Raw genomic sequence first — 26,813 nt, 5'->3', positions numbered from 1 at the left:
AGACGGGCTGAACCGCTTTGCGGTTGTGACGTACCCTATGAGCGCCGAGCCCGTCCGGGGCGTGAATACTCGGGCATTTTTGTAGCTTCTCTTCATACGGCTAACCAACCGAAAGTTTTTTATACTTCAAATAGTTTACTGTCAGCGGTGGTGTGGATGAGACGTAGAAAAATTGTTGTGTTGGCTCTTAGCTCACTAGTGATATTGACCCTTTTCTGGACCGTTTTCAGCACGCCGGTTGAGGCGAGCGACTACACGGAGGTCAAGGTTGCCTACTATCGAACTCTGCCGTTCAAGGAGCCGGAAGCCAGGATCCTCCTTCCGAGCAAAGGCGTGAACACAGTCACCGTCCTTGGAATGCTCCCCAACGGCACGCCGGTTGACCTCGGCACTTACGCCGGCAAGAATTCAATCAAGCTGGACTACGGACGGATTGAGAAATACCTTCAAACCTGGGAGGAACACCTCAGAAAAACCGGGACCGACCCGTCCCTCGTGAACCCAGGAGTGGTCCTCCTCGGCACGAGCGGCGGAAAAGACGGGCTCAGCTACTTTGTCAAAGGCATACCTTTGAATCTTGAAGAGGTTTTAAAGAGGAGAAGCTTCAAGGTTTCGATTGCCAATGACTTTCGTCCTTTGTTCTCCTCCAAAGAGCTTGAGCAGCTAAAGCCCCTTGAGGCGAGTGCAGCCACCGGAAAGACCTCTGGTGTTGATTCCTTTCCGCCCGGTTCCTTCCTGGAGGAGTGCTATCCCGGTCCCTACGGGACTTCGGTGTGCTTTGACTGGGTGCTTGAGGAGGTTTACGACACAAAGGACAACACTGTAATACCGCTCGCCGCAGCTTACCTGAACGGTGATGTGAATGAAATTGATGATGTATATTTAAGGGAGCAGTTCATGTCTTCAAGAACCCTGGGAGTTGAGATAGGATTTTCGGCGGTCGCAGCGGTTGACAGGAGTGGTACTGGGACAAGTTACGAGGCGGAGATAATCGGAATGGTCTACACGCTGAAAGGAGACCATCTGTGGCTTAAAAAAAGCGTCAGATTTAGGGGAGAAGACATAAGGAGGCCGACTGTAGTCGGAATCGGAATAAAGGGAGACATAGCGCTTGCCAAGTACAGGCTCTACCGTGGAAAGACCCCACTCAAGACCACCATGTATGTCGTAATGGCTCAACCGGAGATAAGGAATGGTAGGCTGATTCCGGTGTGGGGTAAGGAGGAGGGGACACCTTCCCGCTACGGCGGAACCTTTAGAAGAGCCATGTACTACATAGAACGCTACTGGAAGCCGAGCTTTACTGTGAAGTCAAAGGACTTCATTGACGTTAACAACTTCGACGTTTCACAGAGCATCTCGACGCTACCGCTCTTCAGTGTTGCCACTCCAGTGCTTCCAAAGCTCAACGGCCCGCTGGGGGCCGATGTTTATCCTGTACTGCTGTCAGCGGGAGTGGGCGTGACCAAATACCGCTCAGAGTATGCTCTCGTTGGAATTACGGTAGGGCTCGAACACAGATACAGAGAAGTCTCTGGCACCTTCTACAAGAGCCCGGTTCGCTTTGAGTACAGTGGAAACGAATACTGGCTCAGCTCAATGTATGCAGATGTTACGGTGCTTCCTTTATTCAATTCGGGATGCAACCCTCGTACTGGGGTTTGTCCGAAAGATGAAGAAACTCCAGAAAGCTAACTTTTTCTTGTTTTCTTTTTTCGTTTTCTCTTAGGTATCAGCCTCACCGGGCTTCCGCAGTCCGGGCAGACACCCCCCGGCGGCATCTCTGAGAAACGCTTCCCACAGCCGATGCAGACGTAGTTCCAGCGGATTACCCGCTTAATTCCCCTCTTGAGGGTTCTGAACTCGATTCCTAAGGTCTTCGCTATGTTCTGCAGGTTGTAGTCGTCGGTGAAGAGAACTCCTTTAAGCTCGTATGCCAGGGCAAGAACCTCAACGTCGGCCTCGCTGAGTTCGTTTAACTCGCCCGTCTTTCTCGCCGCTCCCATCACGGCTTCAATGCTCTCCCTCGATGGCTGGAAAACCCTAACCTTTCCCGCGCTTATCAATCCCTCCAGAAAAAGCCTCGACTCCGGGTCTTTCACCTCATCGACGACCTTAGGCGTCGTAACGCCCTCCACATCGAACCCCTGAATGAAGACCGCCGCATCGATGACCTGAACCTTCATGACCTAAACTCGGAGAAACCCTTTTTTAGATTTCCGTCGAAATGAAGCTGGTGGTGCGGATGAGGGTTGACCTGAACTCTGACCTCGGAGAGAGCTTCGGGAGGTACAGGTTAGGCCTAGATGAGGAAGTCATGAACTACATCACGAGCGCCAACGTAGCTACCGGCTGGCACGCCGGCGACCCGCTGGTCATGAGGAAAACCTTGAAGCTCGCGAAGGAGAAGGGCGTCGCGGTTGGTGCCCACCCTGGCTATCCGGATCTTCTCGGCTTCGGCAGGAGGTATATGAAGCTCACTCCGGAGGAGGCTCGCAATTACATCCTCTACCAGATAGGTGCGCTCTATGCGTTTACAAGGGCGGAAGGAATCGAGCTCCAGCACGTCAAGCCGCACGGGGCGCTCTACAACGCCATGGTTAGAGAGGAGGAACTCGCGAGGGCCGTCATCGGGGGGATAGCGGATTTCGATAGGGGGCTTATCTTCGTGGCCCTCTCCGGCTCAAGGCCGGCTGAAATAGCGGAGGAGATGGGGGTTAGGGTAGCCCACGAGGTCTTCGCCGACAGGGCATACAACCTGGACGGAACACTCGTCCCGCGCTCGAAACCCGGGGCAGTAATTCACGACAGAGATGAGATAGCCGAGCGCGTTATCTCGATGGTCAAGGATGGTGGCGTTAGGGCGATAAACGGCGAGTGGGTCGAGTTAAAAGCCGATACCATCTGCGTCCACGGCGACAATCCTAAAGCGGTCGAAATTGCGGCCCACATAAGAAGAGTCCTTGAGGAAGAGGGCGTTAGGGTAGTGCCGATGAAAGAGATAGTTCGTTAGGTTTATACATGGGAAGCACGCAAGAGTATTTGGTGGGAGAAATGGAGGTTATTGAGGCGGTCTATGAAAACGGCGTTTTCAAGCCAACCAAAAAGCCCAACATCCCCGAGAAAAGACGTGTGAAGCTCATCGTGATAGACGAGTTCATAAGAGACCTTGAAAACGCCTTTGGAATCTTCGAAGAGGATGTAAATGTCAGAAAACTGCGCGAGGAGTGGGACAGGGATGTATCTAGTGGACACTGACGTTCTGATAGACGTTCTGAGGGGTGTAAAAGAGGCAAAGCTGTACCTGACCGAACTGGCCGGAGAAGGCCTTGCTGTCTCTGTGATAACCATCTCCGAGCTCTTCTCGGGTAGGGACACCAAGGACCCCGTTAAGAGGGAAAAAGTCCTCAAACTCCTCAGACACTTTGAGGTGATTCCAGTTGATTCAGAGATAGCAATCCTCGCCGGGGAAATCCGTAGGGATTATGGGCTCCATCTTGGCGACGCGGTAATCTCTGCAACCGCAATAGTTCATGGCCTGACTGTTGTTACGGGCAATATCAGGCACTTCGAAAGGGTTGAGGGGCTATCTATTCTGAAACCTCCCTATCGGTGAGACCATGAAATTCAAACCCCTCGGTGATTCCGCTCTCTTGGTTTCCTTCGGGGAGGTTATATACGAGGAAGTGAACGATAGAATACATTCTCTCGCGAAGGCGATAGAGAAAGCGGGCTTTGAGTGGCTCATGGAGGTGGTGCCGGCCTACTCCTCCCTCTTGGTGGTCTACGACCCCATTAAAACCAGCTACACCCAGGTCGAAGATGCAGTGAAAAGTTTCCTGGACGCGGGGATTGAGAGCTTTGAAGGCAGACTCGTCGAGGTTCCCGTCGTTTATGGTGGCAAATACGGCCCGGATATCGAGTTCGTGGCAGAGCACAACGGCCTCACGGTTGATGACATCATCGAAATCCACAGCAGGCCGGTCTACCGCGTCTACTTCCTCGGCTTCCTGCCGGGCTTCGCCTACCTCGGCGGTATGGACGAGCGCATAGCGACGCCACGTCTTGAGAGGCCCAGGATAAAGGTTCCTGCCGGCTCGGTGGGGATAGCTGGGAAACAGACCGGCATCTACCCCCTCGAAAGCCCCGGTGGATGGAGGCTCATTGGGAGAACTCCGCTCAGACTCTTCGATCCATCGAAAGAGCCGCCAACCCTTCTCCGGCCGGGGGACAGGGTGAGGTTCGTCCCAGTAGACGAAGATGAATTCAGGGAGCTCTACGAGCGTGAATGGGGTGAAAGGAATGATTGAGCTCCTAAAAGTGCCCTCGCTTCTAACCGTCCAGGACTCAGGCAGGAGAGGCTACCGAAAGCTCGGCGTTCCGGTTTCCGGCTTCATGGACGATTACTCCGCGAGGATGGCGAACTACCTCGTCGGAAACCCCGGTGATGCTCCGCTCCTTGAGTTCCTTCTGGCCGGCCCAACGGTTAGATTCAATGCCTCGGCAGTCTTTGCGGTTGCGGGCGACGTTGGGGTGAAGCTCAACGGTGTGCCTGTTGAGCCGTGGACGAGCCACTGGGCAAAGAGGGGAGATGTCCTTGAGGTCGGCACGCTTAAGAGCGGACTTTACGGATACATAGCCTTCGCCGGCGGGATAAAGTGCAAGCCACTCCTCGGGAGCTGTTCGACCTATCCGAAGGCGAATCTCGGAAAGTCCCTGGAGGCTGGCGATAAGCTGAACCTTGGCTACGCGGTACTAACAGGGAAGGATGGGAGGTACCTCCCTCCTGAGCTGAGGCCGGATTATTCCGCCAAGGAAAAGACCGTCCGCGTCGTCCTCGGCCCCGGCCTCGACCACTTCACCGAAGAGGGGATAGAGACCTTCCTGAGCGAGTCCTATACCGTAACTCCCGAGTCCGACAGGATGGGCTACCGCCTCGATGGAAAGGCCATAGAACACTCCGAGAGGGGCGCGGACATCGTTACGGAGCCCCTGCTACCTGGAACGGTCCAAGTACCGGCCAGCGGAAAGCCGATAGTCATGATGCGCGACGCCCAGACGACCGGTGGCTACGCCAAGATAGCCGTCGTTGCAACGGCAGACCTTCCCACCGTTGCACAGAGCCGGCCGGGGGAGAGGCTGAGGTTTGAGGCGGTGAGTGTTGACGAAGCCCGGGAGCTTCTGATCAGGCGCGAAAAGATCCTGATGGCAATCAGGGACTTCCTTGACGGAAAGATACATGCCTACAAGATCAACACGGGAGGAGAAGAGCTAATTGCCTTCACAAAAGTGGAAAAAGAATGAGGTCAGTCCTTCTTGCGCATGACCTTGACGACTTTGTATGTCTTACCGTCACACTCAACGTCGTCGAGTACCTCTATTATTTTGACGCTGTCGCCGTCGAAGAGGCCCTCCGGCCTGAACAAATCCGCCTTTTCCTTGTCGCTACAGTCCGCGAGGTGGAGCTTTATCACCGAGCCTGCTATTGCCAGTCTTGGCTCTACGGCAACCTCGATGCTCGGCTCGACGACCTCGACGACCCTCACCTTTCCCTCATGGAGGGGGCAGGAGTGTGAGGGCATGCTCCTTACCCTGAGAATTTTATACCTCCTGCCGGGTTCGAGGTTTCCAACGCAGACTCCAGCTAATTTGCACGTTTTGCACGGTTCTGCCGGGCCGTAATATATGAATTCAACCCCTGGTCTTGCCAGCTTTTCCCCAACTAACGTGATTATTGCCATTCCAAACACCTCCGTAGTGAGTGATGATCTTCAGATGACCCCTGTGATTTTAGCGGCCTTTTCGGCGGCTTCTCGCGTGAGGCCGTCCTTTCCGAGGATTGTGTACCTCTCGGGCCGTATCGTGTGGGCAATCGTTAACGCCTCAATTATATACTCCGGGTCGATCCCAAGCTCGTATGCGTTAGTTGGCGCCCCGACCTTCTTTAAGGTTTCCCTAATTTTTTCCCACCGGAGGCCGTGGAGGTAGGCCATTATTATGGCCCCAACGCCGACCTGCTCGCCGTGAAGGGCAGGCTTCGGCGCTATGGCATCGAGCGCGTGGCTGAAGAGGTGCTCCGCACCGCTGGCTGGCCTCGAAGAGCCAGCTATGCTCATGGCCACACCGCAGGAGATGAGGCCCTTAACAACCTTTCTCACGCTCTCCTCGTTGCCGAGACGTATTATGTCCGCGTTCTTTATAACCATCTTGGCGCTCATTAGGGACAGCGAGGCCGCGTACTCGCTGTAGTACTCGCCCTTTATCCTGTGGGCCAGCTGCCAGTCCTTCACTGCCGTCAGGTTGCTTATCATGTCGCCAACACCAGCGGCCAGGTAGCGGTAGGGGGCGGTTTTGATAACCCTGACGTCGGCTATGACCGCCACCGGCGGCACGGCCTTGACCGATGTTTTGGTTCCAAGGTCTTTGATGGATGCATTTGCGCTCGCTATGCCGTCGTGGGAAGCTGTGGTGGGAAAGCTTATGAAGGGAACTCCTGCCTTGAACGAGGCAAGCTTGGCGACGTCGATTATACTTCCGCCGCCAACGGCTATGAGCCAGTCAGTGTTATCGTCCTCAATTTTAGCAAGGGTTCTCCCAACCTCCTCCATGCTGGCCTCCCGGATTACCAGCGCGCTCACCTCGAACGACTCCCTGAGGCTCTTCTCGATGTCCTTTCCGGCTATCTCTTTTGTCCTAGGTCCGTAGAGAACCAGGGCTCTCTCGCCCAGGCCAAGCCTCTTCGCGACGTTGACGGCCTCTCCCTTCAGATTTTCGCCCAGCAACACCTCTCTGGGCAGTTGCATCAGATGCATCTCAACCACCGTCCTGATAGATATGGGTGGGGAAAAGCTTTAAGGCTATCGGAACAACGGTCTATGGTGGTCGAATGGGGCTCTACGAGTTCTTTTACGAGTACTTCATCAGACCAATACAGGAAAACCAGGGTTACAACCCCGTGAACACGGTTGTCTACGCTGTAATTCTGGGCGTAGCTGTGATAATCCTCTACCGCATGCTCAAGCGGATGGGGATAAAGGTTGACGAGAGGTTCTTCAGCGCGCTCATTCCGTATATAATCCTCGGCCCGCTGATGAGGAGCATGACCGACGTTGGAATCCTCCCGAGGACTTACCTGACCGTCAGTCCCGGCGGCTACTTCGTCATAGCGGCCTTTGCGATAGCCTCTCTCTACGTCGTCTGGAGGCACGTCGGGCCGGAAGAGAGGTTTTATCCTCTCTATCGGGACTTCGGCTGGGTTCTGCTCGGTGGACTGGTCTTCGTTCTGGTAATAAACCTGGGGAAGGTTAACTTCAACACGGAGGTCTTCAAGTACTTCATTCCGGCGCTGATAATAGCAGAAGGCTTTATATGGTTCGTCTCGAAGAAGCTCGCCCTTGTTAGGGACAACTCGCTCCTCTTTTACACCCACTTCTACGACGCTACAACCACATTTGTAGGAATCCAGTTCCTTGGCTTCTGGGAGCAGCACGTCCTCGCAAGGTGGCTTATGGATGCCTTCGGGACGCCGGCGGTTATATACCCCGAGAAGTTTCTGATACTGCTGCCTATCGTGTGGATACTGGACAGGTGGATGAAGGACGAGGATCCGGATCTGATAAACTTTGTGAAGCTCACGATGTTCATCCTCGGATTCGGGCCGGGAATGAGGAACCTGCTGATAATGCTGATGGGTGGTTAGTATGGAAATTAATACGGAAATCCCGTGGAACGAGGTCGCCCTCGAAACCGCGAGGGAGGTTGAAAAGGAAGTAATGCCCCTCTTCGGCACTCCCAAGGCGGGGGAGGCGATAGGAGAGAACGTCAGCGGAGACGTTACCAAATACGTTGACAAAGTGGCTGAAGACGTTGTTCTTAGCAGACTTCAGCCCCTGGGCGTTAATGTCGTCAGCGAGGAGATAGGCTTCATAGACAACGGGAGCAACTACACGGTCATCGTTGACCCCATAGACGGCTCGTACAACTTCGCCGCAGGCATACCAATATTCGCCTTCAGCTTCGCCGTCTTTAAAGGAAGGAAGCCCATCTATGGTGCGATATACGAGTTCGTCACAAAGACGTTTTACGAGGCCCTGCCTGGGGAAGGCGCCTACATGGACGGAAAGCCCATAAGAGTCAGGAAACCCGAACGCGGAAAGGAGGCACTCAGCTTCTACACGCGCGGAAGATGTCTCGGGCTGATAGAGAGGGTCAAGCGGGTTCGCGTTCTTGGGGCTATAGCGGTTGAGCTGACTTACCTTGCTAAAGGAGCTCTCGACGGCGTCCTTGACATACGGAACTATGTCAGGACGACGGACATAGCGGCGGGAGTGCTCATAGCAAGGGAAGCCGGGGCGATTGTCACGGACGAGGCCGGAAGGGAGCTGGAGCTCAGACTTGACGCAACGAGCAAGACCAACATAATAGCCGTCAACGACCGCTACCTGCTTGATATGATCTTGGAGGAGCTGGAAAATGAGTCTTGAGAAGTATTTTGCCCGCTACGGGAAGGCCACCTTCACCCTCTTTCTGATAAACGTCTCGGTCTACGTCTTGGAGTCAATACTCAGTGGAAACCCGCTCAGCATAAGCATCGAGGTCTTGGCAAGGCTCGGCCAGTGGAACTACGCCGTCCTCAACTACGGCTGGTGGTGGCAGCTCATCAGCGCGATGTTCGTGCACGTGGGCCTACTCCATATAGCCTTCAATATGTACTTCCTCCTGATGATGGGCAGACAGCTTGAGGGAATCCTCGGGCCTAAACGGCTCGTTATGGTCTACCTCGTCTCTGGTTTAGCCGGAAACCTGCTGACGCTCCTCCTGCTACCGGCCAACTCGGTCAGCGCCGGTGCGAGTGGGGCCCTCTTCGGAATAGTGGGGGCGCTGATACTCATAACGGGCGTCGTCGGAGGCAACATGCAGGGGGCGTTAATAAACGCCTTTGTGCTCTTCCTGATAAACAGCATCCTGCCAAGCGTCAACGTCTACGCCCACCTGGGCGGGCTCCTCGTTGGAATGGCCATAGGCTACTACTACGGCAGGCAAATCAAGAGGCACCTGATGGCGAGGATGTATGGATACGGATGGTAACTTCCTTATGAGCCAACCCGTTTTTATATTTCAATTTTTATGAGCCAAAAGGCGTTTTGAGTAGAATGGAACTGTATAGGGCTCCAACTGGATAGCAGGCTAACTAGGACGTGTGTTCTGGGAATCTAACTGTTTTTTGTTATCGGCCGATAAAGGCTGTGAGAATTTTGTGATTCAAATGACAATTCGAGACAGAAACGTTTCTGGTGCGGGGGCGGGGATTTGAACCCCGGAACCCCTACGGGACGGGACCCTCAATCCCGCGCCTTTGACCAGGCTCGGCAACCCCCGCGTTGCCAAAGTATAACGCTCGGAGAGGCTTTATAAATTTTGTGGTAGCAGAGGGCTGGTTTAAAATGGCATCATTTTATCTTAGTATCCACTTGAATTCCCTTTCAAGTATCGCAAGGTGTCTCTTTTCCAAGGTTTCCGGGTCAACAATCAGTAAAATGCCAGCGCTCTTCTCGGAGAGGGCATCTTTAAGGGACACCAGGAATTTGATGGTTGCTTCAAACCCGTTCTGAACTATAAGGTAATGAAGCCCGTCCAAAATGACAAATGTGTTATCATCGGCACCTTTTACTATAGCATGTAAAAGGGGAGCAAGTCTCGTGGGGGAGATTGCCTTTGGATGATCTATGTTCGTTATCCAGATGTAAGGAACATTGAGGGACTCATAAATTTGGGGGCTTCTTGTTACTGCAAACAATTTTTTTCCTGATAAAAGCCTCAAAAGATCCGGAGGGTGCATCGGTTTGGTAAGGTATGCCCCACTCTGGAGCCCGGATTCCCCCTCAAGAACGACTCTAGGCTTTACACGCGTTACTATCTGTCGCTTAACCCAAATAGTTGAATATGCTATTACAACCATGCCTATGGCGACCACAATGTCGTCCAGTATCTTAAGGAACCTTAGCGTGAGAACATCATTGAGGACATTTATCAGGTACCCAAACCAGAAAATTATCCCACCAATGTATACCCCCCGTATTGTCGAAGTCCCTAAAATGTCCTTTAACACTCCCCTAAGAGCAATCAACAGATAGAGTGCCCCTGTAAGAGAGACAAAAGCAACTATTTCAACCAAGAGCTTAACGTGTTCGTATGTTATCATCGGGTTCACATTACAGAAAGGTGTTTATATCTTTTTTGTCATACCCCCATTTTTAGGCCAACACCCTGCCAGCTATTCAAAACCAAAAAATTTATAAAGCAACCTCCCGTCTATGACTTCGGGTTGGGGGCCGGTAGCTCAGCATGGTTAGAGCGCGGGACTCTTAATCCCGTGGTCGGGGGTTCGAATCCCCCCCGGCCCGCCAGACCGCGTTTCTTCTCGACGCGTTCCGTTTGAGAAGGGATGCGTTTGAGCAACGTAAGGAGTTAGGAAGATGAGTTTTGAAAGATTGGGATTATCCGAGGCCACGTTAGTGGCGGTTAGAGAGAAGGGTTTTGAAACACCAACTGACATTCAGAGGGAGGTCATTCCTCGCCTCCTATCGGGTGACGTCGATATAATCGGCCAGTCCCAGACCGGGACAGGAAAGACCGCGGCATTTGCGCTCCCTATAATTGAGGCCATCGATCCGAAAATAAGGGCCGTTCAGGCGATAATTCTCACGCCCACGAGGGAACTAGCCCTTCAGGTGGCGGACGAGATCAAGAGCCTCCGTGGGAGGAAGAGGGTTTACGTATATGCCGTCTACGGCGGCCAGCCAATAGGGCCACAGATAAGGGCCCTTGAGAGGGGAACCCACGTCATCGTTGGAACTCCCGGTAGGGTTCTCGACCACATAAGGCGCGGAACTCTCGATTTAAGCTCGGTGAAGTTCTTCATCCTTGACGAGGCCGACAGGATGCTCGACATGGGCTTCATAGACGATATAGAGGCGATTTTCAGGGAGACGCCACGGAGGAAGAGGGTGCTGATGTTCTCTGCCACCATGCCCCCAGAGATTAGAAGGCTCGCGAGGCGTTACATGAAGAACCATGAGGTGATAAGCGTCAGCAGCGACGAGTTGGTTCCGGAAATGGTGGATCAGGAGTACGTGGAGGTCGTCCCAGCGTGGAAGTTCACGGTGCTGAAGAAGATACTCGGCAACGACTTCTACGGCATAGTCTTCTGCGCCACCAAGAGGGAAACCAGGGAGCTGAGTGAGAGGCTCAGGAGAGCCGGCTACAGCGCCGAGGCTCTAAACGGCGACATGAGCCAAAACGCGAGGGAAAGGACATTCTGGCGCTTCAAGACGAAGAGAACAAGGATTTTAGTTGCGACCGACGTTGCGGCGAGGGGCCTCGACGTTCAGGACATAAGCCACATCGTCAACTACTCCCTGCCTATGACTGCCGAGGACTACGTCCACCGGATAGGGAGAACCGGCAGGATGGGCAAGCGGGGAAGGGCGATAACCTTCATAATGCCCGGTGAGTTCAAGAGGCTGCGCTACATTGCACAGGTAGTCGGCGTGGAGATAAGGAAGTCCGAGCTCAGCGAGGAGATCCCGAGGGAGTACCGCGAGAGGTATGAAAGTGATCGCTCCGGTTACTACGGGAGAAGCGGAAGAAGAAACTCCCGCTATCCAAGGAACTCCCGGGGCTATTCTAAGAGCTCCCGAGGTAGATGGTGAGGATTAAATCCTCGCCCTCTATCCGGACCTCTATCCAGACCGCGTCGCTCTTCTGGACGTAGCCCGCGAACTCTTGGTCAGAAAGCATCTGGGAGACCAGCCACTCGGCGTACTCTTCATGGAAGAAGGGGTGGTAGTAGTCGGCCAGGTTGTAGTAGGTAACCCCCCACGTCCAGCCGGCCCTGTACCCCCTCGGGAGCTTTCCGTCGGAGAGGCTTTTCAGAGATTCGTCGGCCTTCAGGCCGAATCCCTCATAGAGCAGATTCATCATGGAAACGGCTAAATTCCTCGCGTCGGCATCACCCATGGTGTAGTCCTGGTTGAGGAACTCCTCGCCGGCAACGACGCCCAGAACCTTTACGTTGGCCTTCTCTTCGCCCGGTGTTATCTCGTAAAGGGTGGCGTTAACTATCCTGCTCCCCTGCCGCTCCCAGTAGCGGTAGTAGGCACCTAAATCCATGGGCGGGAGGTGCTGGTCGAGGGTGAAGTACCATCCGTTTATCTTTACCAACGCCGTGGCGTGCCCCAAATCGGTGAGGTTTATGGCCATCGCGTAGACCGGCGAGTAGTTCATGGCCAGGAGCAGGGCATCCGTGAGAACTGTGTAGTCGGTGCATATACCGGTTCTCCGCATTATCGTCTCGTAGGGGGTCTGAATGGTGTTGTTCTGCCCCTCAACGACCTCCTCTCTTCCGTCGGGGTATATTATGACCTTGGCGAAGGGCTGTTTGGCCTTCTCCCAGTCGTAGCTCAGCCACTCTCCTTCCCAGGCTAGGACGTTCCAGGCACTCTGGGCGAGGTCTTCACCCTTGAGCTCCTCCGCGAGGGGTGATATGACCTCAAGCTCTTCCCTGCCCAGCATACAGGAAAGTGCATCCCTGAGGATGTAGCGCCAGAGGATTCCCGGACAGCTGAGCTCGGCGTCCTGGCCCGGGAGAGACACGGTCACGTTCTCCCAGCTCACAAGGGGATTAGTCCAGGTTGCGGGGGATGAACCAGGCGTTGGAGTGGAGAACGGAGTGGTTGAAGTTGTAGATTGGTATGCGGTACTTTCGGGCGTTCCGGTCTCCGGAGTGGCCGAGAGGCAGCCCGCGATGATGACAATGAACGCGATGGCAAACGCCGCGAGGAACCTTCCCATCATGAACCTAACTTTGGAGGGGGATTATAAAACAGTTCCCCAGCGAAAGAGCATCGGGTTCGTGTCCATCGAAAGATTTAAAAATGCCCTCCTGAAGGTATAACCCGGGCGCTCGGGCAGTGCCGGGGTAGCTTAGCCTGGTCAGAGCGCTCGGCTCATAGGGCCGCTCCCCTTCGGGGGAGCCTGAGAAACCGAGAGGTCCGGGGTTCAAAGCCCCGCCCCGGCACCATTGAAACTTTGCTGACGCAAAGTTTCATCAAAAGGTTCTGACTGTTTGTGGGGCAGATTTTATAGTTCGTGAACGTTAAAACGGGCGATTTTGCTACGGGTTTATTCCACAATTACAGCTCTGAAGAGTTTCACCCCCACAAGGCGTCCTTTGGACGCCAGAATAAAGTTGAAACCTGATTAATGGCCTATTTTAAAGCCAAACCCTCTTCACGGGCAAATTTTAGATTGCACGCTTTGGCTCCTGCCAGTTTGAAAGAAAAACTTGGTTAAGGCATTGTCTGGAAGGAGAATAAGAAGCTCAGAGCGCCTCGGCGCCGTACTGTCTCAGGAGGTTGTATATGTGCTGTGCCGCGTCGGTGTAAATAGTGTACTTCTTGTCCCTTGCCTTGAACTCAAGATAGTAACTACCGAGGAATGTTCTTTTGAGTTCAAGCCATTTAATGTCCTTCAGAGGAATGTCCTCGTGCACTTCTCCGATTCCTGCCGCTCTTAGGGCAGCCTTAATAGCAACTGTCGCGACCATGCCCCTCAGCCTGTACTTCCCGGTGAGCTTAAGTCTCTTGTTTGTGATGACAAGGGTTCCAACGCGTTCTTGACCCAGAGTCCCCATTGTGAAGCGGACTTCTCCCCTGTAAAGTTCTTTCTCGGGTTCCTCGGTTGAGACAGCGATTTTCTCAACGTGAGCTGGGACCTCAACGGGTTTGGCCTCTGCGAGACGCTCTGCCTGCTTCTCCCTCAGCTTTGCAACTGCTCCAACTTCAGCTTCGTAGACCTCAACAACTGCCTTGAGAAGGAAGTAGTGGAACTCGAAGAGGTACTGGAAAAATTTAAGGTCACCACAGGTGTAGTCTCGCTTTTCTTCTCTCATTATTTTTAGACGTTCTTTGGCTTTTTCCAGCTGGTTCCTTGCTTCGTCCATGTCTCCATAGTGGAGGACGTGGCACACATTTGACGCGAAAGTTAGGGTGATGATTCCAATGGGGATTTTATCGGGAAAAGTCTTGACAACGCAGGGTACCTCTGTTTTCTCAAAGGAAAGAATTTCTTGAATTCTGTAATCTGTGGTTAGGGGTTTATACATCTCCATCATGACATTGAGAGCATCGCTGGCTTCTCTGAATTTGTCCCCTGCTTTCATAAAGTTTCCTTCTGAAAGTGCCACCAATGCTTGTTCAAGTTGTGGATGAATGGTTGAGAGTATTCTCCAGTCCGCATTGTTTTTTTGGGAGTACTCTCTGATTATTTTTCTGCATCTTTCCATTGGTAGCTCTTTGCTGAAATACTCCTTTGCGAACTTGTCAATTGGCATATTAGCTTTCTTCTTAAGCTCTTCTTTTTCCTTCCTTGCCTCTTTGATCTTCTTTTTTGTAGCGTTTAAATCGACAATACCAACTATGAAAAACAGCAGGCCGAGAGTAACTGCGAACCCTAAGAAAACGAAAGAAAGGAATGTAATTATACTTCCTTCATCACCAGTAAAAAAGAATAAAGCAGCAAGACCTACCCCACTGACATAGGACATTAAGAATATGTTGAGTTTTTCTTCATGATCCTCAAGTTCACTTATCTCTTTGTTTTTCCAGCTAATACGTTCCCAGAGTCTCTCTCCTCAGCGGCCTTACGAGCGCTGTCTATGCAGTTCTCAATGACATTATCGGGTTTGAGTGCCCTGAATTTTTTCGCCTTCTCCAGCTCCGCCATCATCTTCTCCAAAAGAACATCGAGGTTGACGTTGGCCTGCAACGGACACCACCCGGCTTAGTACGGCGTGGAAGTATTTAGGGGTTTCGCTTGTCGTGAGGACAAGGGCTCCAACTTGAGGGCAAAAAGTAAAAAGGACGAGGTTTACAACTGTAAGCCATAAAGAACTCTCAGAAACCCAAAGAAACCCATCGATAATGGGACTGGTGGTTGAATGAAAACGCTGATAGTTTCAGTGGACAGGAGCAAAGAGAAAAGAACGATCTATGCCCTGGTGGTTATAAAATACGAAAACCTCGGGGAACTTAGGAGAAAATCTGGCTGGCTTAGACACATATCCGAGCTTAAAAAGCAGGAGAAAAGAAATTATGTCTCAAAGTTTCCTCAGAGGTTTGCGTCCATTAAATCTCTGTTGGACTACGTAGAGGTAACTCCTTATTTTGACGATCTGTATGAGCAAATGGCCAAGTTTGAACGCGATGCAAGGGTTTTGATAATCGATGACGTCGTGCTATCAAAAAAGTTGCGAGAATATCAAAGCAGGAAAAACGTTTTCAGAGAGAGTATCGCCAAGAAAAGGTGGGAGTTCCGTCACATTGTTCTTTTGACTGACAACATCGCATATATCAGCCGTGAGATTTACGAGCAAACTCCTAACCTGAGGGCCCTTAAAAAAGCGCTCCGCAGAAAGGGGATATTATAAAGGGGGCAATCATAAGCCCTTCTCACGGTGCATCCCCGGCTTCATGAGGGTCTACCGGGGCCACCACTCAAAGGGCTTGGTCTTCATGATTCCCTCAACTTCAAAGTTTTTAATCTTTTCGTGAGAACTCTTGAATTCCAGTCAGGATTCTAATTTTATTAGGGCAATAAAGATATGAGCAGGGTGAGATTTCCAAAAATGAAGTCATCCTAACCCCAGAACCTCCTCAAATACAGCCTCATCCTTGGTAAATCAACCGGCCTTAAAGATTCCTTCATCCAGTCCGGCAGGTCCTTCTTTATCGAGCTCCAGAGGAGGCGGTAGTCGAGGACTATGATTGACCCCTTTTCCTCGGCTGAGCGGTGAACCCTTCCGGCAGCTTGAACCAGCTTCCTGTGGGCCGGCAGGTAATAGCCGTAGTATCGGCCCTTTCCGGGGAATTTCCCCTCGAAGTACCTTATCTGGGCCTGAACCCTCGGCGTCGGCCTCGCATAGGGTATTCCAACGAGGATCACACCGTTCATCTCATCGCCGCTGTAGTCCTGCCCCTCGCTGTTTCTTCCACCCATGACTCCGAGGAGCACCGCTCCCTTCCCCCTGGCGTGGGCCTTGAAGCTCGCTATCATCGCATCGTTCTCTGCTGAGCTGGCGCCCTGCTTCTCAATGAATATCGCCTTTCCCGTTTCCTCAAGCCTGACTTGAAGGTTCGCTGAGAGAAGGCCCTGGAGAACCTCGTAGGAAGCAGTGAAGACTCCGACGTTCTTCGGTATGAGTCTGGCCGCCTCGACGATGTAGTCCACCATGCGCCTGTAAACCTGGAGCGAGCGCTCATCACCCCTCGTCGATACGTCTTTAGCCACTAAAACCTGTGCGTTCTCTCTCTTTACCATCCTCGGGAACTTCTTCATTCGGGCGTTTTCGATTCCCATGACGTCGCGGAACGCCTCCATCGGGGTGAGGGTTCCGGACATGAAAACCGCACTCTGGACGTTTCTGATGAAGCCCAGGGCTTTCGATGGATCTAAAGCAACCAGCTCAAGGCTCAGCCCTTTGTCCCTGCTCATGAGGAATAGGTAGTCCTCCCGTCCAATGAGCGAGATCCAGAAGAGGAGGAACTCGCCTATCCTGCCGATGTAAGAGCGCGGCGGCTTGCCCTTCTCTATCCTGTCCTCCCTTATGGCGTCGCCAACGGCGACCATGTCGTTGAGAATCCTGACGAGGCCACGGGTGTCGAGGCTCAGGATATCAACGACGTGCGCGAAGACCAGCTCCGGCTGGATGGGGGTTTCATGCACGTCCCTGTCCTTGAGCTTCTCGTCGTAGAGCATCTCCAATCCGCGGCCGAAAATGCTGAGGAAGTTGGCTATCTCGTGCTCGTTGTACTCGTCGGCCTCTTTTATCGCCCTGTTTACCGTATGTATGCTTATCCGGTCGCTCAAGGCTGAGATGGCTTGGTCAGGCAGGTTGTGGGCCTCATCAAAAACCACTATCAGGTCTGAGTAGTCAACGTCGAGGGAGCTTATGAAGTTCTCCCGAATGGTTGGGCTGAGGAGGTAGAGGTAGCTGGCCACTATGACGTCTGCCCTCTCCGCTATCCTCTTGGTCAGATCGTAGGGGCACAGCTCTAAGGTTTCCGCGTAGCTCAGAATCTCGGCCGGGTGACTCGGCTCGCTCAGGAAGAACTTCACCAGCTCGTCGAACTCCGTCTTTTTCTTCTTCTCGTTCTCGTAGAACTCACATTTGCCGAGCTTCTTGAGGTTCTTGCAGACGACCATGGCGGTGTAGGCGTCGCTCGTGAACTGGGTGAGGTATGTGTGAAGGCAGAGGTCCTTCCTGCTCCTCAGCTCGACTCCAGAGACGGGGTTCTTCTTGTTTATCGCCTTCAGCTCCTCAATGACTCTGTCCATCTGCCTGTGGGTTCTGGCTAGATAGAGAACCTTGTAGCCCATCTCCTTGGCGTAAGGCAGGATTCCGGCTAAAACGCTCACAGTCTTTCCAAAGCCGGTAGGGGCTTCGATTATAGCGTTTTCTCCGTTTTTAACGGCCTCTGAGACGAGCTCTATGAACTCCCGCTGATGCGGTCTAAGTTCTTCGTAGGGAAAGTATTCTGGCGTTCCGGTCTCACTCATGGGAAAGAGTTTTAACGGCTCGCTTTTAACTTTTCCCCCGGTGAGCAGTGTGGACGAGAAGGATCAGAGACTCATTGAGTACTCCGTGGAGGCGGTTATAATAGCCTGGCTTGTGTACCTGTTCCTTTATCAGAACTTCCTGCTTCACACATGGCACCGCGGGCTGCCACTGCCGCCAAAATTGCCGTTTGCAGTATTTGGGATTATTGCTGGGGCACTGTTCTTCTGGTACGAGTGGAGGCGGTTTGAGAAGGAGCTTGAACGGAAGGGTGAAGTTCCCCTCAAGTCCATCCTACCTGTTGCTTTGAAGGGTGAGAACACAAACCCCGGAGAACCCTCTGAGGAAAAGCAGGAGGGGGAAGGGGTCGAGCCCGTTACCGGAAAATCCTGATTTCATACCTCCCCGTGGCGTCAATGCCAAGAAAATCATCCTCCGTAACGTCCAGAACACCCTTTCCTACCTCTATTATAGCGCTTCCTGTAGGCCCCTCGTGCTCGACCCTCTCAACGACGTTGTCCCTTATCGTTACCGAAAACCTTTCTCCCCCGTTGCTGCCCACAAGCGCGAATGATGGCTTCCCAAGTTTCAGTCTCACGTACCTGATTATGTGGGGCAGAAGGGACGGGTCAAAGTTCTGAACAACGAAATCCGCGGGAGAACCTATGATCTTAGGGGCCACGAGTTCATAGCTCTCGGCCATCCTGGCTAGAGTCTTGCCCGATTCCGTGGCGAGGAACCGCAGCTTTCTCCTCAACCGCCGCTCGCCGGCTATATCAGCTGACGCCCTGGCCAGAAGAGCACCCTCCTCAGCTGCGAATGACAGTATGAGGAGGCCCTTTCTTCCCTTCATGACGTAGGTCACGAAGGGCTCGCCGAAGGTGAACTCAAGGACTCCCTCAAAATCGAACTTCATAAGGAACCTTCTGACGGACAGGCTAACGATGGTTCTGTTGCCCTCCTTCACAAGTCTAACCCTGTATGGAAACGATGGAAACAGCTCCTCGGGATCCCCGGCAATCGCTACCACTGACTCCCATTGGGCGGAGAAAGGCACCTCTGTCACTTCTGATTCCATGAGGGGCACCCTTGTGCACTCGTCCCTCCTGGAATACTCGAACTGGTTTTTAAATTTGGCGGAAGAAAAGGGGAGAATCAGAGCTTGAACTCCGGTATCTCCTCAAGAACCTTGACCATCAGCTTGACGCCGGCGTCGACATCGCGCTCGTCAACCACCTCGGCGTTGGAATGGATGTAGCGCGCTGGAACGCTTATGGCTCCCGTCGGAACGCCTGCCTTGTTCAGGTGTATCGCTCCCGCATCGGTTCCTCCACCGAGGAGGATGTCCCACTGGTACGGAATCTCGTGCTTCTTAGCGAGCTCCTCCATCCAGCGGACGATGGTCGGGTGGCAGATGACGGAGCGGTCCATTATCTTTATCGCGGTTCCCTTGCCGAGCTGGGTGACCTGCTTGTGCTCGGGCGTTCCCGGAACGTCAGCGGCAATGGTAACGTCGATGGCGAAGCCGTAGTCCGGGTCTATACCGAAGGCGGAAACCCTAGCTCCGCGAAGGCCGACCTCTTCCTGCACGGTGGCAACGAAGTATATGTCGGCATCGGTCTCTCCAAGCTCCTGGGCGGCCTTGACGAGGGTGTAAACGGCTATCCTGTCGTCGAAGGCTATGCTGACGAGCCTGTGCTTCCCAAGGCGCTCTAAGCGGCCGTCCCACGTTATTATCGTGCCGACCTTAACGCCCATCTCCTCTGCCTCTTCCCTGCTCTCCGCGCCTATGTCGATGAACACCTGCTCCCAGGTGGGGGCCTTGTTCCTCTGCTCCGGCTTCTGGATGTGGGGCGGAACGGAGCCACCGACACCGTAAATAAACTCGTTCGGGCCTATCCAGACTTTAAACCTCTGGGCTATAAGCGTCCTCGGGTCAACGCCTCCAACGGGCGCAACTCTCAAAAAGCCATTCTTCTCGATGTGGGTCACCATGAGGCCTATCTGATCCATGTGTGCCGCCAGCATGACCTTTGGGCCATTTCCTTTTTTGTGGGCTATGACGTTGCCGAGCTTGTCAACCTTAATCTCGTCAACGTAGGGCTTGAAGGCTTCCACAACAACGTCCCTAACCCCAAGGAACTCGTAGCCAGAAACTCCGGGGGCTTCAACTATCATCTTGAGAAGCTCGTAGTCCACCATCTTCATCACCTTCCATTTAGATTTCCATCTAAATGGTCATGGCCTGGATATTTAAGGTTTTAGGTGCTCCAGAACTTCACCAATCGTGATACAGTCAGCACACTCCTTCCGGAAGTCCCTCGCTATGAGAAGGTAGCGCTTTTCCCCACCCCACGGGACGTTCCGGGCCTTTGCAATAAGCCTGCCGATTTCTCTTGGACCATCGACGTTGGTCTTCCACTTCGCCTCTATAAATGTGGCGGTGTTCTCTTCCCTATTAACCGCAACCAGGTCTACCTCGTAGTTTCTCCCCCACTGGGGCCCAATGTTATCGAAGGTAATGAGCTTCCCGTTTAGGTCGTGAAGTAGGTCAAGCATCACCCTCTCAAAGACCCTTCCAAAGAACTCTGGAAACTTCCTCCTGAGGTTCTTTCTAAGGGTCTCAAAATCCCCGGCTTCAATGTGCCTGCGGTTGGGTTCTATCATGCTGAACCAGAAGTTCAGGAAATAGTCGCTGATTACATACCTCGAACGTCTGCCACCGAGGAGGGGCCTTTCACGGGTTATTATCCCATAGTAATCCTCTAATGCTTCGAGGTACTTTGTTATGCTTCCAGGTTTCATCCCGACGGCGTTGGCAATCTCAACGAGCCTGTTTTTCCCGGAGGCTATCGCATCAAGGATGGAGAAGTAGGTTCTGTACGCCTTACCAAACTCGTCCATGAGAAGTCCTTCTCCCTCTGCCGAGAGGATTGTGGAGTACTTAATCGCATCTGTAATGAAGTCCAGCGGGTTATCAGCCTCGAACACTTCCATGAGTTCGTAATATTTGGGAATCCCACCGAAAATACCGTAAAACTCAACCTGCTGGGTGGGCTCATTGATTCCAAGGTCATCGAGCATCGTGAAAACCCATTTTGGACGCAGAGGCTGTAGCCCTATGAAGATAGTGCTTCTGCCGTAGAGGGGGGCCTTCCTGGACATAAGCAGTTTCCGCATCATCCCAAGATATGAACCTGACAGTATTATGAGGAGCGGCTTATCCCGATTTCTATCTATAAAACGCTGAAGGTCAAAGACTATAGCTGGATTTACCCGGAGAACGTTCTGGAACTCGTCAAAGAAAATTGTTCCGACGTTGGCTACCTCCAGGTATTCAAACATCTCCGAGAAGGTTCCGAACCTAGGGGAGTACCCTAGCTTTATCCTAATCTCCCTGGAAAAGTCCTCTAAGATGAGCTTTTCGCTTTTGACTGGGATAAAGAAGTCAAGATAATCAACGCCCTCCCTTTCAAAAAACTCCCTCACCAGCCTTGTCTTGCCAACGCGCCGGCGTCCGGTTATGGTCACCACCACGAGCCGGGAGCGGGACAGTTCGAGTGCCTTCCGGAGGGATTCCATCTCGCGCTCTCTGTTGTAAAACCTCATTTATATCCACCAACTGGATTATCCTGTAACAGGATATAAAGTTTTCGAGAGTTTTTTGGGTTCCAAAAGCTTATATCCCTGTGTCCCGAGATTAGACCATGCAGGCTCTGCTCAAGCTCAACGTAGTTCCCTGCACCTTCCTTAAAAGGCTCAACCGCTTCGTGGCTCTGGTTGAAGTTGACGGAAATGTTAGGAGGGCTTTGGTAACCAACACAGGTAGATTAGAGGAGTTCATGATTCCCGGGAGTAGGGTCTTCTGCATCCCTAAGAGCGGTGGAAAGACCGATTTTATCCTTATTGCCTTCGAGGACTTGGGAGGGAAAGGGGCGATAATAGACACAAGAACTCAAGCTAAAGCCTTCGAGAGGGCTTTGGAGCTTAACCTAATCCCCTGGCTCAGGGGGTGCAGGATAAAACGGAAGGAAATCACGGTCGGCAACTCGCGCCTCGATTATCTCTTTGAATGCCCCTCGGGAGAAATCTACGCTGAGATGAAGAGCGCCGTTCTTAGGGGAGGAGAGAAAGGTGAGTACGCAATGTACCCGGACTGTCCATCGCTGAGAGGGCAGAGGCACATTAGAGAGCTGATAGAGCTATCAAAAAACGGGGAAAGGGCGATGATTTTCTTTGTAGGTGCCTTACCAGGCGTTGAGAAATTTAGGCCTTACGAAAGGGGCGACCCCGAGATAGTGAGGCTTTTGAAGGAGGCCAGAGGAGCGGGAGTCGAAATCCACGCGCTCAGTCTGTTCCTCCTTCCTGACGGGAAGGTCGTCCTAGATAGGCCCAGCCTTGAGATTGAGCTTTAACCCCTGACGCTCTGCATCTTGTATCGGATGCGGTTTTATGCCCACTGAGTTTCTCCAACGCGGAAGCGTTTTAAACCCCGAGCTGGAGAGAGAATTAGGTGGTGCGAATGGCCATAGTCGATGTTAGAATTCTGGTTGAGGGGGCGAGCGATGTGGAGGTCGTAAGCAAAGCCCTTCAGGGCCTCGCTTTGGGGAGCGAATACAACATAACGATCTCCTCCATAATCCCGACAACGAACGTCGAGATAGCTAAGAGCGCAGCTGCCGGGGCGGACCTTCTCATCATAGCGACTGACGCGGACAGAGTTGGTAGAGACCTGGCGGAGAGGCTCTTCAGCGAACTGGGGGAGATGGTCGGCCACGTTGAAAGGATGAAGCTCCCCCTCGGCCACGATCTGGAGCACGTTGACGTTGAGCTCGTCAGGAAGGAGCTCAAGAACACCCTCGTCCGCGCCGGCCTCAAGAGCCTTCAAATACTCCCTGAGTACATGGCGCTCAGGAACCAGCTCCTCGACCTCAAGGGCCGCTATGACGGCCTTGGTGAGGAGTACAGAAAACTCAAGGAGGAGTACGAGGCGGTCGCGAAGGCCTACGCGAAGCTGAAAGAAGAAAACGAAAAACTCAAAGAGGAGAACGAGGGGCTTAAGGCACTCCTTGAGAGCTCCAAGAACATATACCGCATTGACGAGGCTTGGAAGTCGCTCTTCCCGGCGGAGCCGGTTCCGGACGAGGCGTACATCGGAAAGGCCGTCGAGAAGCTCGGCCTGGCGGGCAGAGTGATAGTCGGACAGGGCTACATCTTCGCCGAGGACAGGGCTCTCGTGGACGAACTGCTCAGGACGGTTTACCTCAGCATGACAATAAAAGAGGAGCCCCCCAAACCGCCCAGGCCTCCGGCCGAAGAACCGCCGAAGCCCCCGGAGCCCGAATCCCGGAGCGGGCCGGAAGTCGTTGAGAACGCCGAGGTAAAGCCCGACGACATCGAGGGACTCCTGAAGGGGCTGTGATATGGACCTCAATGAGACCCTGGATGAATATGAGACGTACCTTGACCTAGAAGGAAAGAGCCCGAACACGATTAGGATGTACTCCTACTATGTGCGCAGATACCTTGAGTGGGGCGGAGAGCTCAACTCCCGTTCCGCCCTCCGCTTTCTCGCGAGGCTTAGAAAGGAGGGCTACTCCAACAGGAGCTTGAACCTGGTCGTTCAGGCACTTCGCTCCTACTTCCGTTTTGAGGGGGCTGAAGAGGAGGCCGAGAAGCTTAAGCCCCCAAAGGTCCCCAGGAGTCTGCCGAAGGCCCTAACCCGCGAGGAAGTCAGAAAGCTGCTCTCCGTGATACCCCCGACGAGAAGGCGCGACAGGCTGATATTTCTCCTGCTCTACGGTGCTGGCCTTAGGGTAAGCGAGCTGTGCAACCTGAAAAAAAGTGATGTGGACTTTGAGCGCTCTCTCATAATCGTCCGCGGGGGTAAGGGTGCAAAGGACAGGGTTGTTCCGGTTCCAGGCTTTCTGATGGAAGCGATAAAGTCCTACCTTGAGATGAGGACAGACTCCAGCGAGTACCTTATCGTTGAGGAAGGGCGCAGGGAAAAGGACAGGATATCACCCAAGACTGTCTGGTATCTCCTCAGAAGATACGGGCAGAAGGCCGGGGTCAAGGTCACGCCCCACATGCTCCGCCACAGCTTCGCGACTCACATGCTCGAAAACGGCGTCGACATAAGGGCCATCCAGGAACTGCTCGGCCACTCGAACCTCTCAACGACGCAGATTTACACCAAAGTCACCGTCGAGCACCTCAGGAAGGCCCAGGAGAAGGCGAGGCTGATAGAGGGGCTGATGAAATAGTCCGGTTTAATGAGAATAAGGAGGAAAATCACAACGCGCCCTTCTTCCTCAGCATCGCCAGGTAGCTCGTGAAGGCCCCTGCGGAGATGGTATCGCCGAGGCCGACCGTCGAGACGGGGTTTTTGACGAGCCTCGTTGGTATTATGACTATCTTGTACTCCCTGGTTCTCAAGCGCCTCTTCGCCTCTTCGAAACGGAGCTTCACGAACTCGCCGTACTCGTTGTACGGAACCTTCATGCCGACTTTTACATCTTCCGGGCTCTTTATGTCCCCGAGGGAAGCCCTCGCCGCGGCGAGGGTCGTTGCGAGCTCAAGACTGCTCCTCAGCTCGTCCTCGCTCAGCGGGTTGTCCGAGTGTGTGATGTACATGATGTAGTAAATCGTGTGAATCTGGAGCACCTCTAGGTTCATCTCGTCAACGAGGATTTTGCCGCCCAGGACGGTGTCCTCTATGCGGTTGTAGGTGAATATCCTCTCCGCGAGCTTGGAGTAGCCGAGGGCGTTGAGGACGTGGGCTATCTCCGCCTCGTCCATTCCCACGCTGTCAACGAGCGGGAAGAGGTTGTAGATGACCTTCTTCCTGAGCTCGCGGTTCTGTATTGAAGCGAACTCCAGGTGAACCCTGACGTCCTTCTCGCGCTTGAGCAGGAGTATGTCCTTTTTGGCCTCCCGCAAGTAGTGATTGGCGTCTTTTCCGTCAGAATAGCGGAGCTTTATCCCCTGGTAGCCTGAGAGAATGGCCCCATCAACCTGGAGGCCGATCTCGGGTAAGAACCGCTTCAGCTCGGGTTCGGTGTAAATCCTTATGCTCTCAAACCTCGCTGAGACGATGAACCTGCCCGAGAAGGGAACCCTTATCGTCTCGTCCCCGAGCTTGAACGTCGTTCCAGCGCGGAACTCAAAGATGCGGTTCACCTTTATCGGGTCGTTCTCACGGTAAGCCTCGCGGGGATGTTTGAAGGTTAACCTGCCGTCCTCGATGAGGGGGTAGAAGAGGTTGGGCCCCTCCACGAACATCTCGGCCTGCTTTTTGGCAAGGTGGGGGGTGTAGACTATCACCCGCCTGAAATCAAGGTTCGCGAGTAAGTTGGCTATGATTCCTGCCTGGCCGCCCATTCTCTCAACGTCGTATTTGAAGTGGGAATCGAACCATGTGTGGAGCTCCTCGTTGACGAGGGGCACCGCCATGGGCTTGCCAGTCTTGAGGGCATGAACCAGCCTCGCGACAAAGTCCAGGGGCTCGTTTATCTCCCTCGGGTAGTCGTCCATCCGTTTTCTGACAGCTCCGGCCCCGAACTCCTTTATGAGTCTCTGCACTATCTCCCCGTTCAGAAAGGTTATCGCGTCTACGTTCGTGTTGTAGGCGGTGTATACTGAAATCCCCCTAGCCTCATCGAGGAGCCCCATTTGTATCACCCTCAGTGACTAACTTGTAGAAAATGCGGGTGAATTCTTAAAAGGATTTCGGAAAGGTTGGCAAGAAAATGTTAAAGGCTCAGAACTCAGCGAAAAGTCTCCCAAGCCAAGGGATTCGTTCCATAATGTCCATCTCGCGCAGGGCCAACCACAGTGATGCTTGATTGCTTGTAACAACGGGGATGCCGAGGTCTTCTTCGAGTGGCTCGATTATCTCGAATGTCCTCAGGTTGGTACAGCTGATGAACACAGCGTCGGCCTCGTCCATGAAGCTCGCCTTGGCGAGGCGATATGCCTCGTAGGGTTCGAGTTTTCCAATCTGGGTGTTGTCCTCTATTCCCAGCCCCCTTATGTCGAGGACGTTGAACTCGTTCGCCTCCAGGAACTCCTTTTCACGTTCATTTATCTCGTCGGTGTAGGGGGTTATAACCAGTATATCCCTGGCGTCGAGCATCTTGAGGGCCTCTACCACAGCTGTGCTGGTGCTGACGACTGGGACGTTTACCTCTTCCTCTATCCGGGATTCGAGTTCCTTCTCGTAATCCTTCCCCCCGATGAACGACCCGCTGGTGCAGCCGTAGAGTATCATCTCAACGCCAGCATCGCGCAGAAGTCTGGCCGCCTCGACGGAGAGGGTGTTCATCTTTACGAGCTCCTCCTCGGTGACGTTCCTAAGCGGAACCCTCGCGGTGTGGAGCGAGACTCCCTCCGGAAGGGCCAAATGAAGCTCTATTTCCATCGTGGTATTGGATGAGGGAACTATAAGTCCAAGTCTGCCTCTCCATCCGTACATGCTTTCACCTCTTGGGTTTACTCCCGAATTCTCTTAAACCTTTGGTTTCGGAAAGGCTGATTAATGGCTGGGAGAAAGATTCAGGGGTGATAACGTGGAGCTCGGGGATGCGATATTCGGGAGAACCTCGGTCAGATACTTTTCGGAGAGGGAGGTTCCGGAGGAGCAGGTCAGGGCACTTATCGAGGCGGCGGTGAGGGCCCCGACTGCGAGCGGACTGGAGAACTGGCTCTTTGTCGTTTTTAAGAGCGAAGAAGCCAGAGAAAGGATTTACACCCTTATAGCAAAGGGCATGGAGGCCTACTACCGCGCCGTGAATCTGCCCGAAGAGAAGATAGAGAAGCTCAGGGAGAGAATATACAGGGAGGGAATGTTCAGGGCCCCTGTATACATAGCCGTCTTCATTGACCGGCGCGTTAGGTTCCTCCAGGGGAAGGAGTTCGACGAGCTGGAGTTCATATGGAGCGTCGAGAGCGCTGCGATGGCCATCCAGAACCTTATGCTCAAGGCCGTTGAGCTCGGCCTCGGGACGGTTTACATAGGCGTTACTAATTTCCCGGGGATAGAGGAGGAAGTCAGAGAGCTGGCTGGACTCGATGGGAACTACTACTTAGTTGGGGTTATCCCCGTAGGCTATCCGCGTGGGGAGCCCAAACCCAGGAAGAGGAAAAAGGCCTTCGAAGAGGTCAGCAAGTTCATCTAAACGTTTTTATTCCCTCCCCC

The 26,813-nt window shown here is 53.3% G+C and carries 29 protein-coding genes and 3 tRNA genes; 18 read left to right on the top strand and 14 right to left on the bottom strand.

Annotated features, from left to right (window positions below; genetic code table 11):
- Positions 1-156: 156 nt before the first annotated feature.
- Positions 157-1,695: a hypothetical protein gene (locus A3L14_RS08410; RefSeq protein ID WP_055429694.1), complete on the top strand. Its 1,539-nt coding sequence runs from the start codon at positions 157-159 to the stop codon at positions 1,693-1,695.
- On the opposite strand, the gene A3L14_RS08405 is transcribed toward A3L14_RS08410, so the two are convergent.
- Positions 1,692-2,186 (bottom strand): type II toxin-antitoxin system VapC family toxin, encoded by a 495-nt coding sequence (locus tag A3L14_RS08405; RefSeq protein WP_055429693.1) that lies wholly within the window; start codon positions 2,184-2,186, stop codon positions 1,692-1,694. The genes A3L14_RS08410 and A3L14_RS08405 overlap by 4 nt on opposite strands.
- Positions 2,187-2,245: 59 nt before the next feature.
- On the opposite strand from A3L14_RS08405, the gene A3L14_RS08400 reads away from it, so the two are divergent.
- Genes A3L14_RS08400 through A3L14_RS08380 form a run of 5 tightly spaced genes read left to right on the top strand, consistent with a single transcriptional unit; the run spans position 2,246 to position 5,304 of the window.
- Entirely contained in the window at positions 2,246-3,013 is a 768-nt protein-coding gene (locus tag A3L14_RS08400) for a LamB/YcsF family protein (protein WP_055429692.1), read from the top strand.
- A 41-nt stretch (positions 3,014-3,054) separates the two neighbouring features.
- Complete coding sequence (locus tag A3L14_RS08395; protein ID WP_055429691.1) at positions 3,055-3,258, top strand: antitoxin family protein; 204 nt, start codon at positions 3,055-3,057, stop codon at positions 3,256-3,258.
- Positions 3,239-3,616: a type II toxin-antitoxin system VapC family toxin gene (locus tag A3L14_RS08390; RefSeq protein WP_055429690.1), complete on the top strand. Its 378-nt coding sequence runs from the start codon at positions 3,239-3,241 to the stop codon at positions 3,614-3,616. The genes A3L14_RS08395 and A3L14_RS08390 overlap by 20 nt, the downstream gene beginning before the upstream one ends.
- A 4-nt stretch (positions 3,617-3,620) precedes the next feature.
- Complete coding sequence (gene pxpB / locus A3L14_RS08385) at positions 3,621-4,310, top strand: 5-oxoprolinase subunit PxpB (protein ID WP_055429689.1); 690 nt, start codon at positions 3,621-3,623, stop codon at positions 4,308-4,310.
- Entirely contained in the window at positions 4,303-5,304 is a 1,002-nt protein-coding gene (locus A3L14_RS08380; protein ID WP_055429688.1) for a 5-oxoprolinase subunit C family protein, read from the top strand. Before pxpB ends, A3L14_RS08380 begins: the two co-directional genes overlap by 8 nt.
- Before the next feature lie 2 nt (positions 5,305-5,306).
- Here A3L14_RS08380 and A3L14_RS08375 read toward each other — a convergent pair whose 3' ends face one another.
- Entirely contained in the window at positions 5,307-5,741 is a 435-nt protein-coding gene (locus A3L14_RS08375) for a UPF0179 family protein (protein ID WP_055429687.1), read from the bottom strand.
- 30 nt (positions 5,742-5,771) lie between these two features.
- Positions 5,772-6,812 carry an NAD(P)-dependent glycerol-1-phosphate dehydrogenase gene (locus A3L14_RS08370; protein ID WP_074631144.1) on the bottom strand — a complete coding sequence of 347 codons (1,041 nt, stop codon included), beginning with the start codon at positions 6,810-6,812 and terminating at the stop codon, positions 5,772-5,774.
- 74 nt (positions 6,813-6,886) lie between these two features.
- Here A3L14_RS08370 and A3L14_RS08365 point away from each other — a divergent pair, with 74 nt between their 5' ends.
- The 3 genes from A3L14_RS08365 to A3L14_RS08355 are packed head-to-tail and all read left to right on the top strand — an operon-like array spanning position 6,887 to position 9,087.
- A complete protein-coding gene (locus tag A3L14_RS08365; protein WP_055429686.1) occupies positions 6,887-7,699 on the top strand; it encodes a DUF63 family protein in 813 nt (270 codons plus the stop codon).
- 1 nt (position 7,700) lies between these two features.
- Positions 7,701-8,483 (top strand): bifunctional fructose-bisphosphatase/inositol-phosphate phosphatase, encoded by a 783-nt coding sequence (locus A3L14_RS08360; RefSeq protein ID WP_055429685.1) that lies wholly within the window; start codon positions 7,701-7,703, stop codon positions 8,481-8,483.
- A complete protein-coding gene (locus A3L14_RS08355; RefSeq protein ID WP_055429684.1) occupies positions 8,473-9,087 on the top strand; it encodes a rhomboid family intramembrane serine protease in 615 nt (204 codons plus the stop codon). Before A3L14_RS08360 ends, A3L14_RS08355 begins: the two co-directional genes overlap by 11 nt.
- Positions 9,088-9,291: 204 nt before the next feature.
- Here the strand turns inward: A3L14_RS08355 and A3L14_RS08350 are convergent.
- Both A3L14_RS08350 and A3L14_RS08345 read right to left on the bottom strand, forming a co-directional pair.
- A tRNA-Leu gene (locus A3L14_RS08350) sits at positions 9,292-9,379 on the bottom strand.
- A 75-nt stretch (positions 9,380-9,454) separates the two neighbouring features.
- The gene (locus A3L14_RS08345; RefSeq protein ID WP_055429581.1) at positions 9,455-10,201 is read right to left on the bottom strand and encodes a DUF835 domain-containing protein; all 747 of its coding nucleotides are present in this window, start codon (positions 10,199-10,201) and stop codon (positions 9,455-9,457) included.
- A gap of 127 nt (positions 10,202-10,328) precedes the next feature.
- Here A3L14_RS08345 and A3L14_RS08340 point away from each other — a divergent pair.
- Positions 10,329-10,406, top strand: a tRNA-Lys gene (locus A3L14_RS08340).
- 69 nt (positions 10,407-10,475) lie between these two features.
- Positions 10,476-11,711 carry a DEAD/DEAH box helicase gene (locus tag A3L14_RS08335; protein ID WP_055429580.1) on the top strand — a complete coding sequence of 412 codons (1,236 nt, stop codon included), beginning with the start codon at positions 10,476-10,478 and terminating at the stop codon, positions 11,709-11,711.
- Here the strand turns inward: A3L14_RS08335 and A3L14_RS08330 are convergent.
- Positions 11,686-12,855, bottom strand: a complete 1,170-nt coding sequence (locus A3L14_RS08330) for a transglutaminase-like domain-containing protein (RefSeq protein ID WP_232473315.1) — start codon at positions 12,853-12,855, stop codon at positions 11,686-11,688. The genes A3L14_RS08335 and A3L14_RS08330 overlap by 26 nt on opposite strands.
- 118 nt (positions 12,856-12,973) lie before the next feature.
- On the opposite strand from A3L14_RS08330, the gene A3L14_RS08325 reads away from it, so the two are divergent.
- Positions 12,974-13,081 (top strand) — tRNA-Met (locus A3L14_RS08325).
- Positions 13,082-13,381: 300 nt separating this feature from the next.
- Here A3L14_RS08325 and A3L14_RS08320 read toward each other — a convergent pair.
- Positions 13,382-14,605 carry a PH domain-containing protein gene (locus A3L14_RS08320; protein ID WP_055429579.1) on the bottom strand — a complete coding sequence of 408 codons (1,224 nt, stop codon included), beginning with the start codon at positions 14,603-14,605 and terminating at the stop codon, positions 13,382-13,384.
- A 41-nt stretch (positions 14,606-14,646) separates the two neighbouring features.
- Positions 14,647-14,826, bottom strand: coding sequence for a hypothetical protein (locus tag A3L14_RS08315; RefSeq protein WP_055429578.1), 180 nt, complete (start codon positions 14,824-14,826; stop codon positions 14,647-14,649).
- Positions 14,827-14,998: 172 nt separating this feature from the next.
- Between A3L14_RS08315 and A3L14_RS08310 the strand changes: the two genes are divergently transcribed.
- Positions 14,999-15,487 carry a hypothetical protein gene (locus A3L14_RS08310; protein ID WP_055429577.1) on the top strand — a complete coding sequence of 163 codons (489 nt, stop codon included), beginning with the start codon at positions 14,999-15,001 and terminating at the stop codon, positions 15,485-15,487.
- A gap of 209 nt (positions 15,488-15,696) precedes the next feature.
- Here A3L14_RS08310 and A3L14_RS08305 read toward each other — a convergent pair whose 3' ends face one another.
- Positions 15,697-17,616, bottom strand: coding sequence for a helicase C-terminal domain-containing protein (locus A3L14_RS08305; RefSeq protein ID WP_055429576.1), 1,920 nt, complete (start codon positions 17,614-17,616; stop codon positions 15,697-15,699).
- Between the two features lie 40 nt (positions 17,617-17,656).
- Here A3L14_RS08305 and A3L14_RS08300 point away from each other — a divergent pair, with 40 nt between their 5' ends.
- Positions 17,657-18,007, top strand: coding sequence for a hypothetical protein (locus tag A3L14_RS08300; protein WP_232473313.1), 351 nt, complete (start codon positions 17,657-17,659; stop codon positions 18,005-18,007).
- On the opposite strand, the gene A3L14_RS08295 is transcribed toward A3L14_RS08300, so the two are convergent.
- From A3L14_RS08295 to A3L14_RS08285, 3 genes are all read right to left on the bottom strand, one after another.
- Positions 17,991-18,692, bottom strand: a complete 702-nt coding sequence (locus tag A3L14_RS08295; RefSeq protein WP_055429574.1) for a hypothetical protein — start codon at positions 18,690-18,692, stop codon at positions 17,991-17,993. The two genes, A3L14_RS08300 and A3L14_RS08295, sit on opposite strands and share 17 nt — an antisense overlap.
- 77 nt (positions 18,693-18,769) lie before the next feature.
- A complete protein-coding gene (locus A3L14_RS08290; RefSeq protein ID WP_055429573.1) occupies positions 18,770-19,816 on the bottom strand; it encodes a M42 family metallopeptidase in 1,047 nt (348 codons plus the stop codon).
- A 51-nt stretch (positions 19,817-19,867) separates the two neighbouring features.
- Positions 19,868-21,223 carry an ATP-binding protein gene (locus A3L14_RS08285; protein ID WP_055429572.1) on the bottom strand — a complete coding sequence of 452 codons (1,356 nt, stop codon included), beginning with the start codon at positions 21,221-21,223 and terminating at the stop codon, positions 19,868-19,870.
- Between the two features lie 98 nt (positions 21,224-21,321).
- Here A3L14_RS08285 and sfsA point away from each other — a divergent pair, with 98 nt between their 5' ends.
- From sfsA to xerA, 3 genes are all read left to right on the top strand, one after another.
- Positions 21,322-22,029 carry a DNA/RNA nuclease SfsA gene (sfsA, locus tag A3L14_RS08280; RefSeq protein WP_055429571.1) on the top strand — a complete coding sequence of 236 codons (708 nt, stop codon included), beginning with the start codon at positions 21,322-21,324 and terminating at the stop codon, positions 22,027-22,029.
- 107 nt (positions 22,030-22,136) lie between these two features.
- Positions 22,137-23,036 (top strand): toprim domain-containing protein, encoded by a 900-nt coding sequence (locus tag A3L14_RS08275; protein WP_055429570.1) that lies wholly within the window; start codon positions 22,137-22,139, stop codon positions 23,034-23,036.
- 1 nt (position 23,037) lies between these two features.
- On the top strand, positions 23,038-23,880 hold the full coding sequence (gene xerA, locus A3L14_RS08270) for a site-specific tyrosine recombinase/integron integrase (RefSeq protein WP_055429569.1): 843 nt from the start codon (positions 23,038-23,040) through the stop codon (positions 23,878-23,880).
- 28 nt (positions 23,881-23,908) lie between these two features.
- Here xerA and pfkC read toward each other — a convergent pair whose 3' ends face one another.
- Positions 23,909-25,288 (bottom strand): ADP-specific phosphofructokinase, encoded by a 1,380-nt coding sequence (pfkC, locus tag A3L14_RS08265; RefSeq protein ID WP_074631146.1) that lies wholly within the window; start codon positions 25,286-25,288, stop codon positions 23,909-23,911.
- An 88-nt stretch (positions 25,289-25,376) separates the two neighbouring features.
- Positions 25,377-26,090, bottom strand: coding sequence for a maleate cis-trans isomerase family protein (locus A3L14_RS08260; protein WP_055429568.1), 714 nt, complete (start codon positions 26,088-26,090; stop codon positions 25,377-25,379).
- Positions 26,091-26,184: 94 nt separating this feature from the next.
- Here A3L14_RS08260 and A3L14_RS08255 point away from each other — a divergent pair, with 94 nt between their 5' ends.
- Complete coding sequence (locus A3L14_RS08255; RefSeq protein WP_055429567.1) at positions 26,185-26,793, top strand: nitroreductase family protein; 609 nt, start codon at positions 26,185-26,187, stop codon at positions 26,791-26,793.
- Positions 26,794-26,813: the final 20 nt, after the last annotated feature.

Origin of the sequence: Thermococcus thioreducens, assembly GCF_002214545.1 — an archaeon.
GTDB lineage: Archaea > Methanobacteriota_B > Thermococci > Thermococcales > Thermococcaceae > Thermococcus > Thermococcus thioreducens.
This window is presented reverse-complemented; position numbering and strand designations above follow the sequence as displayed.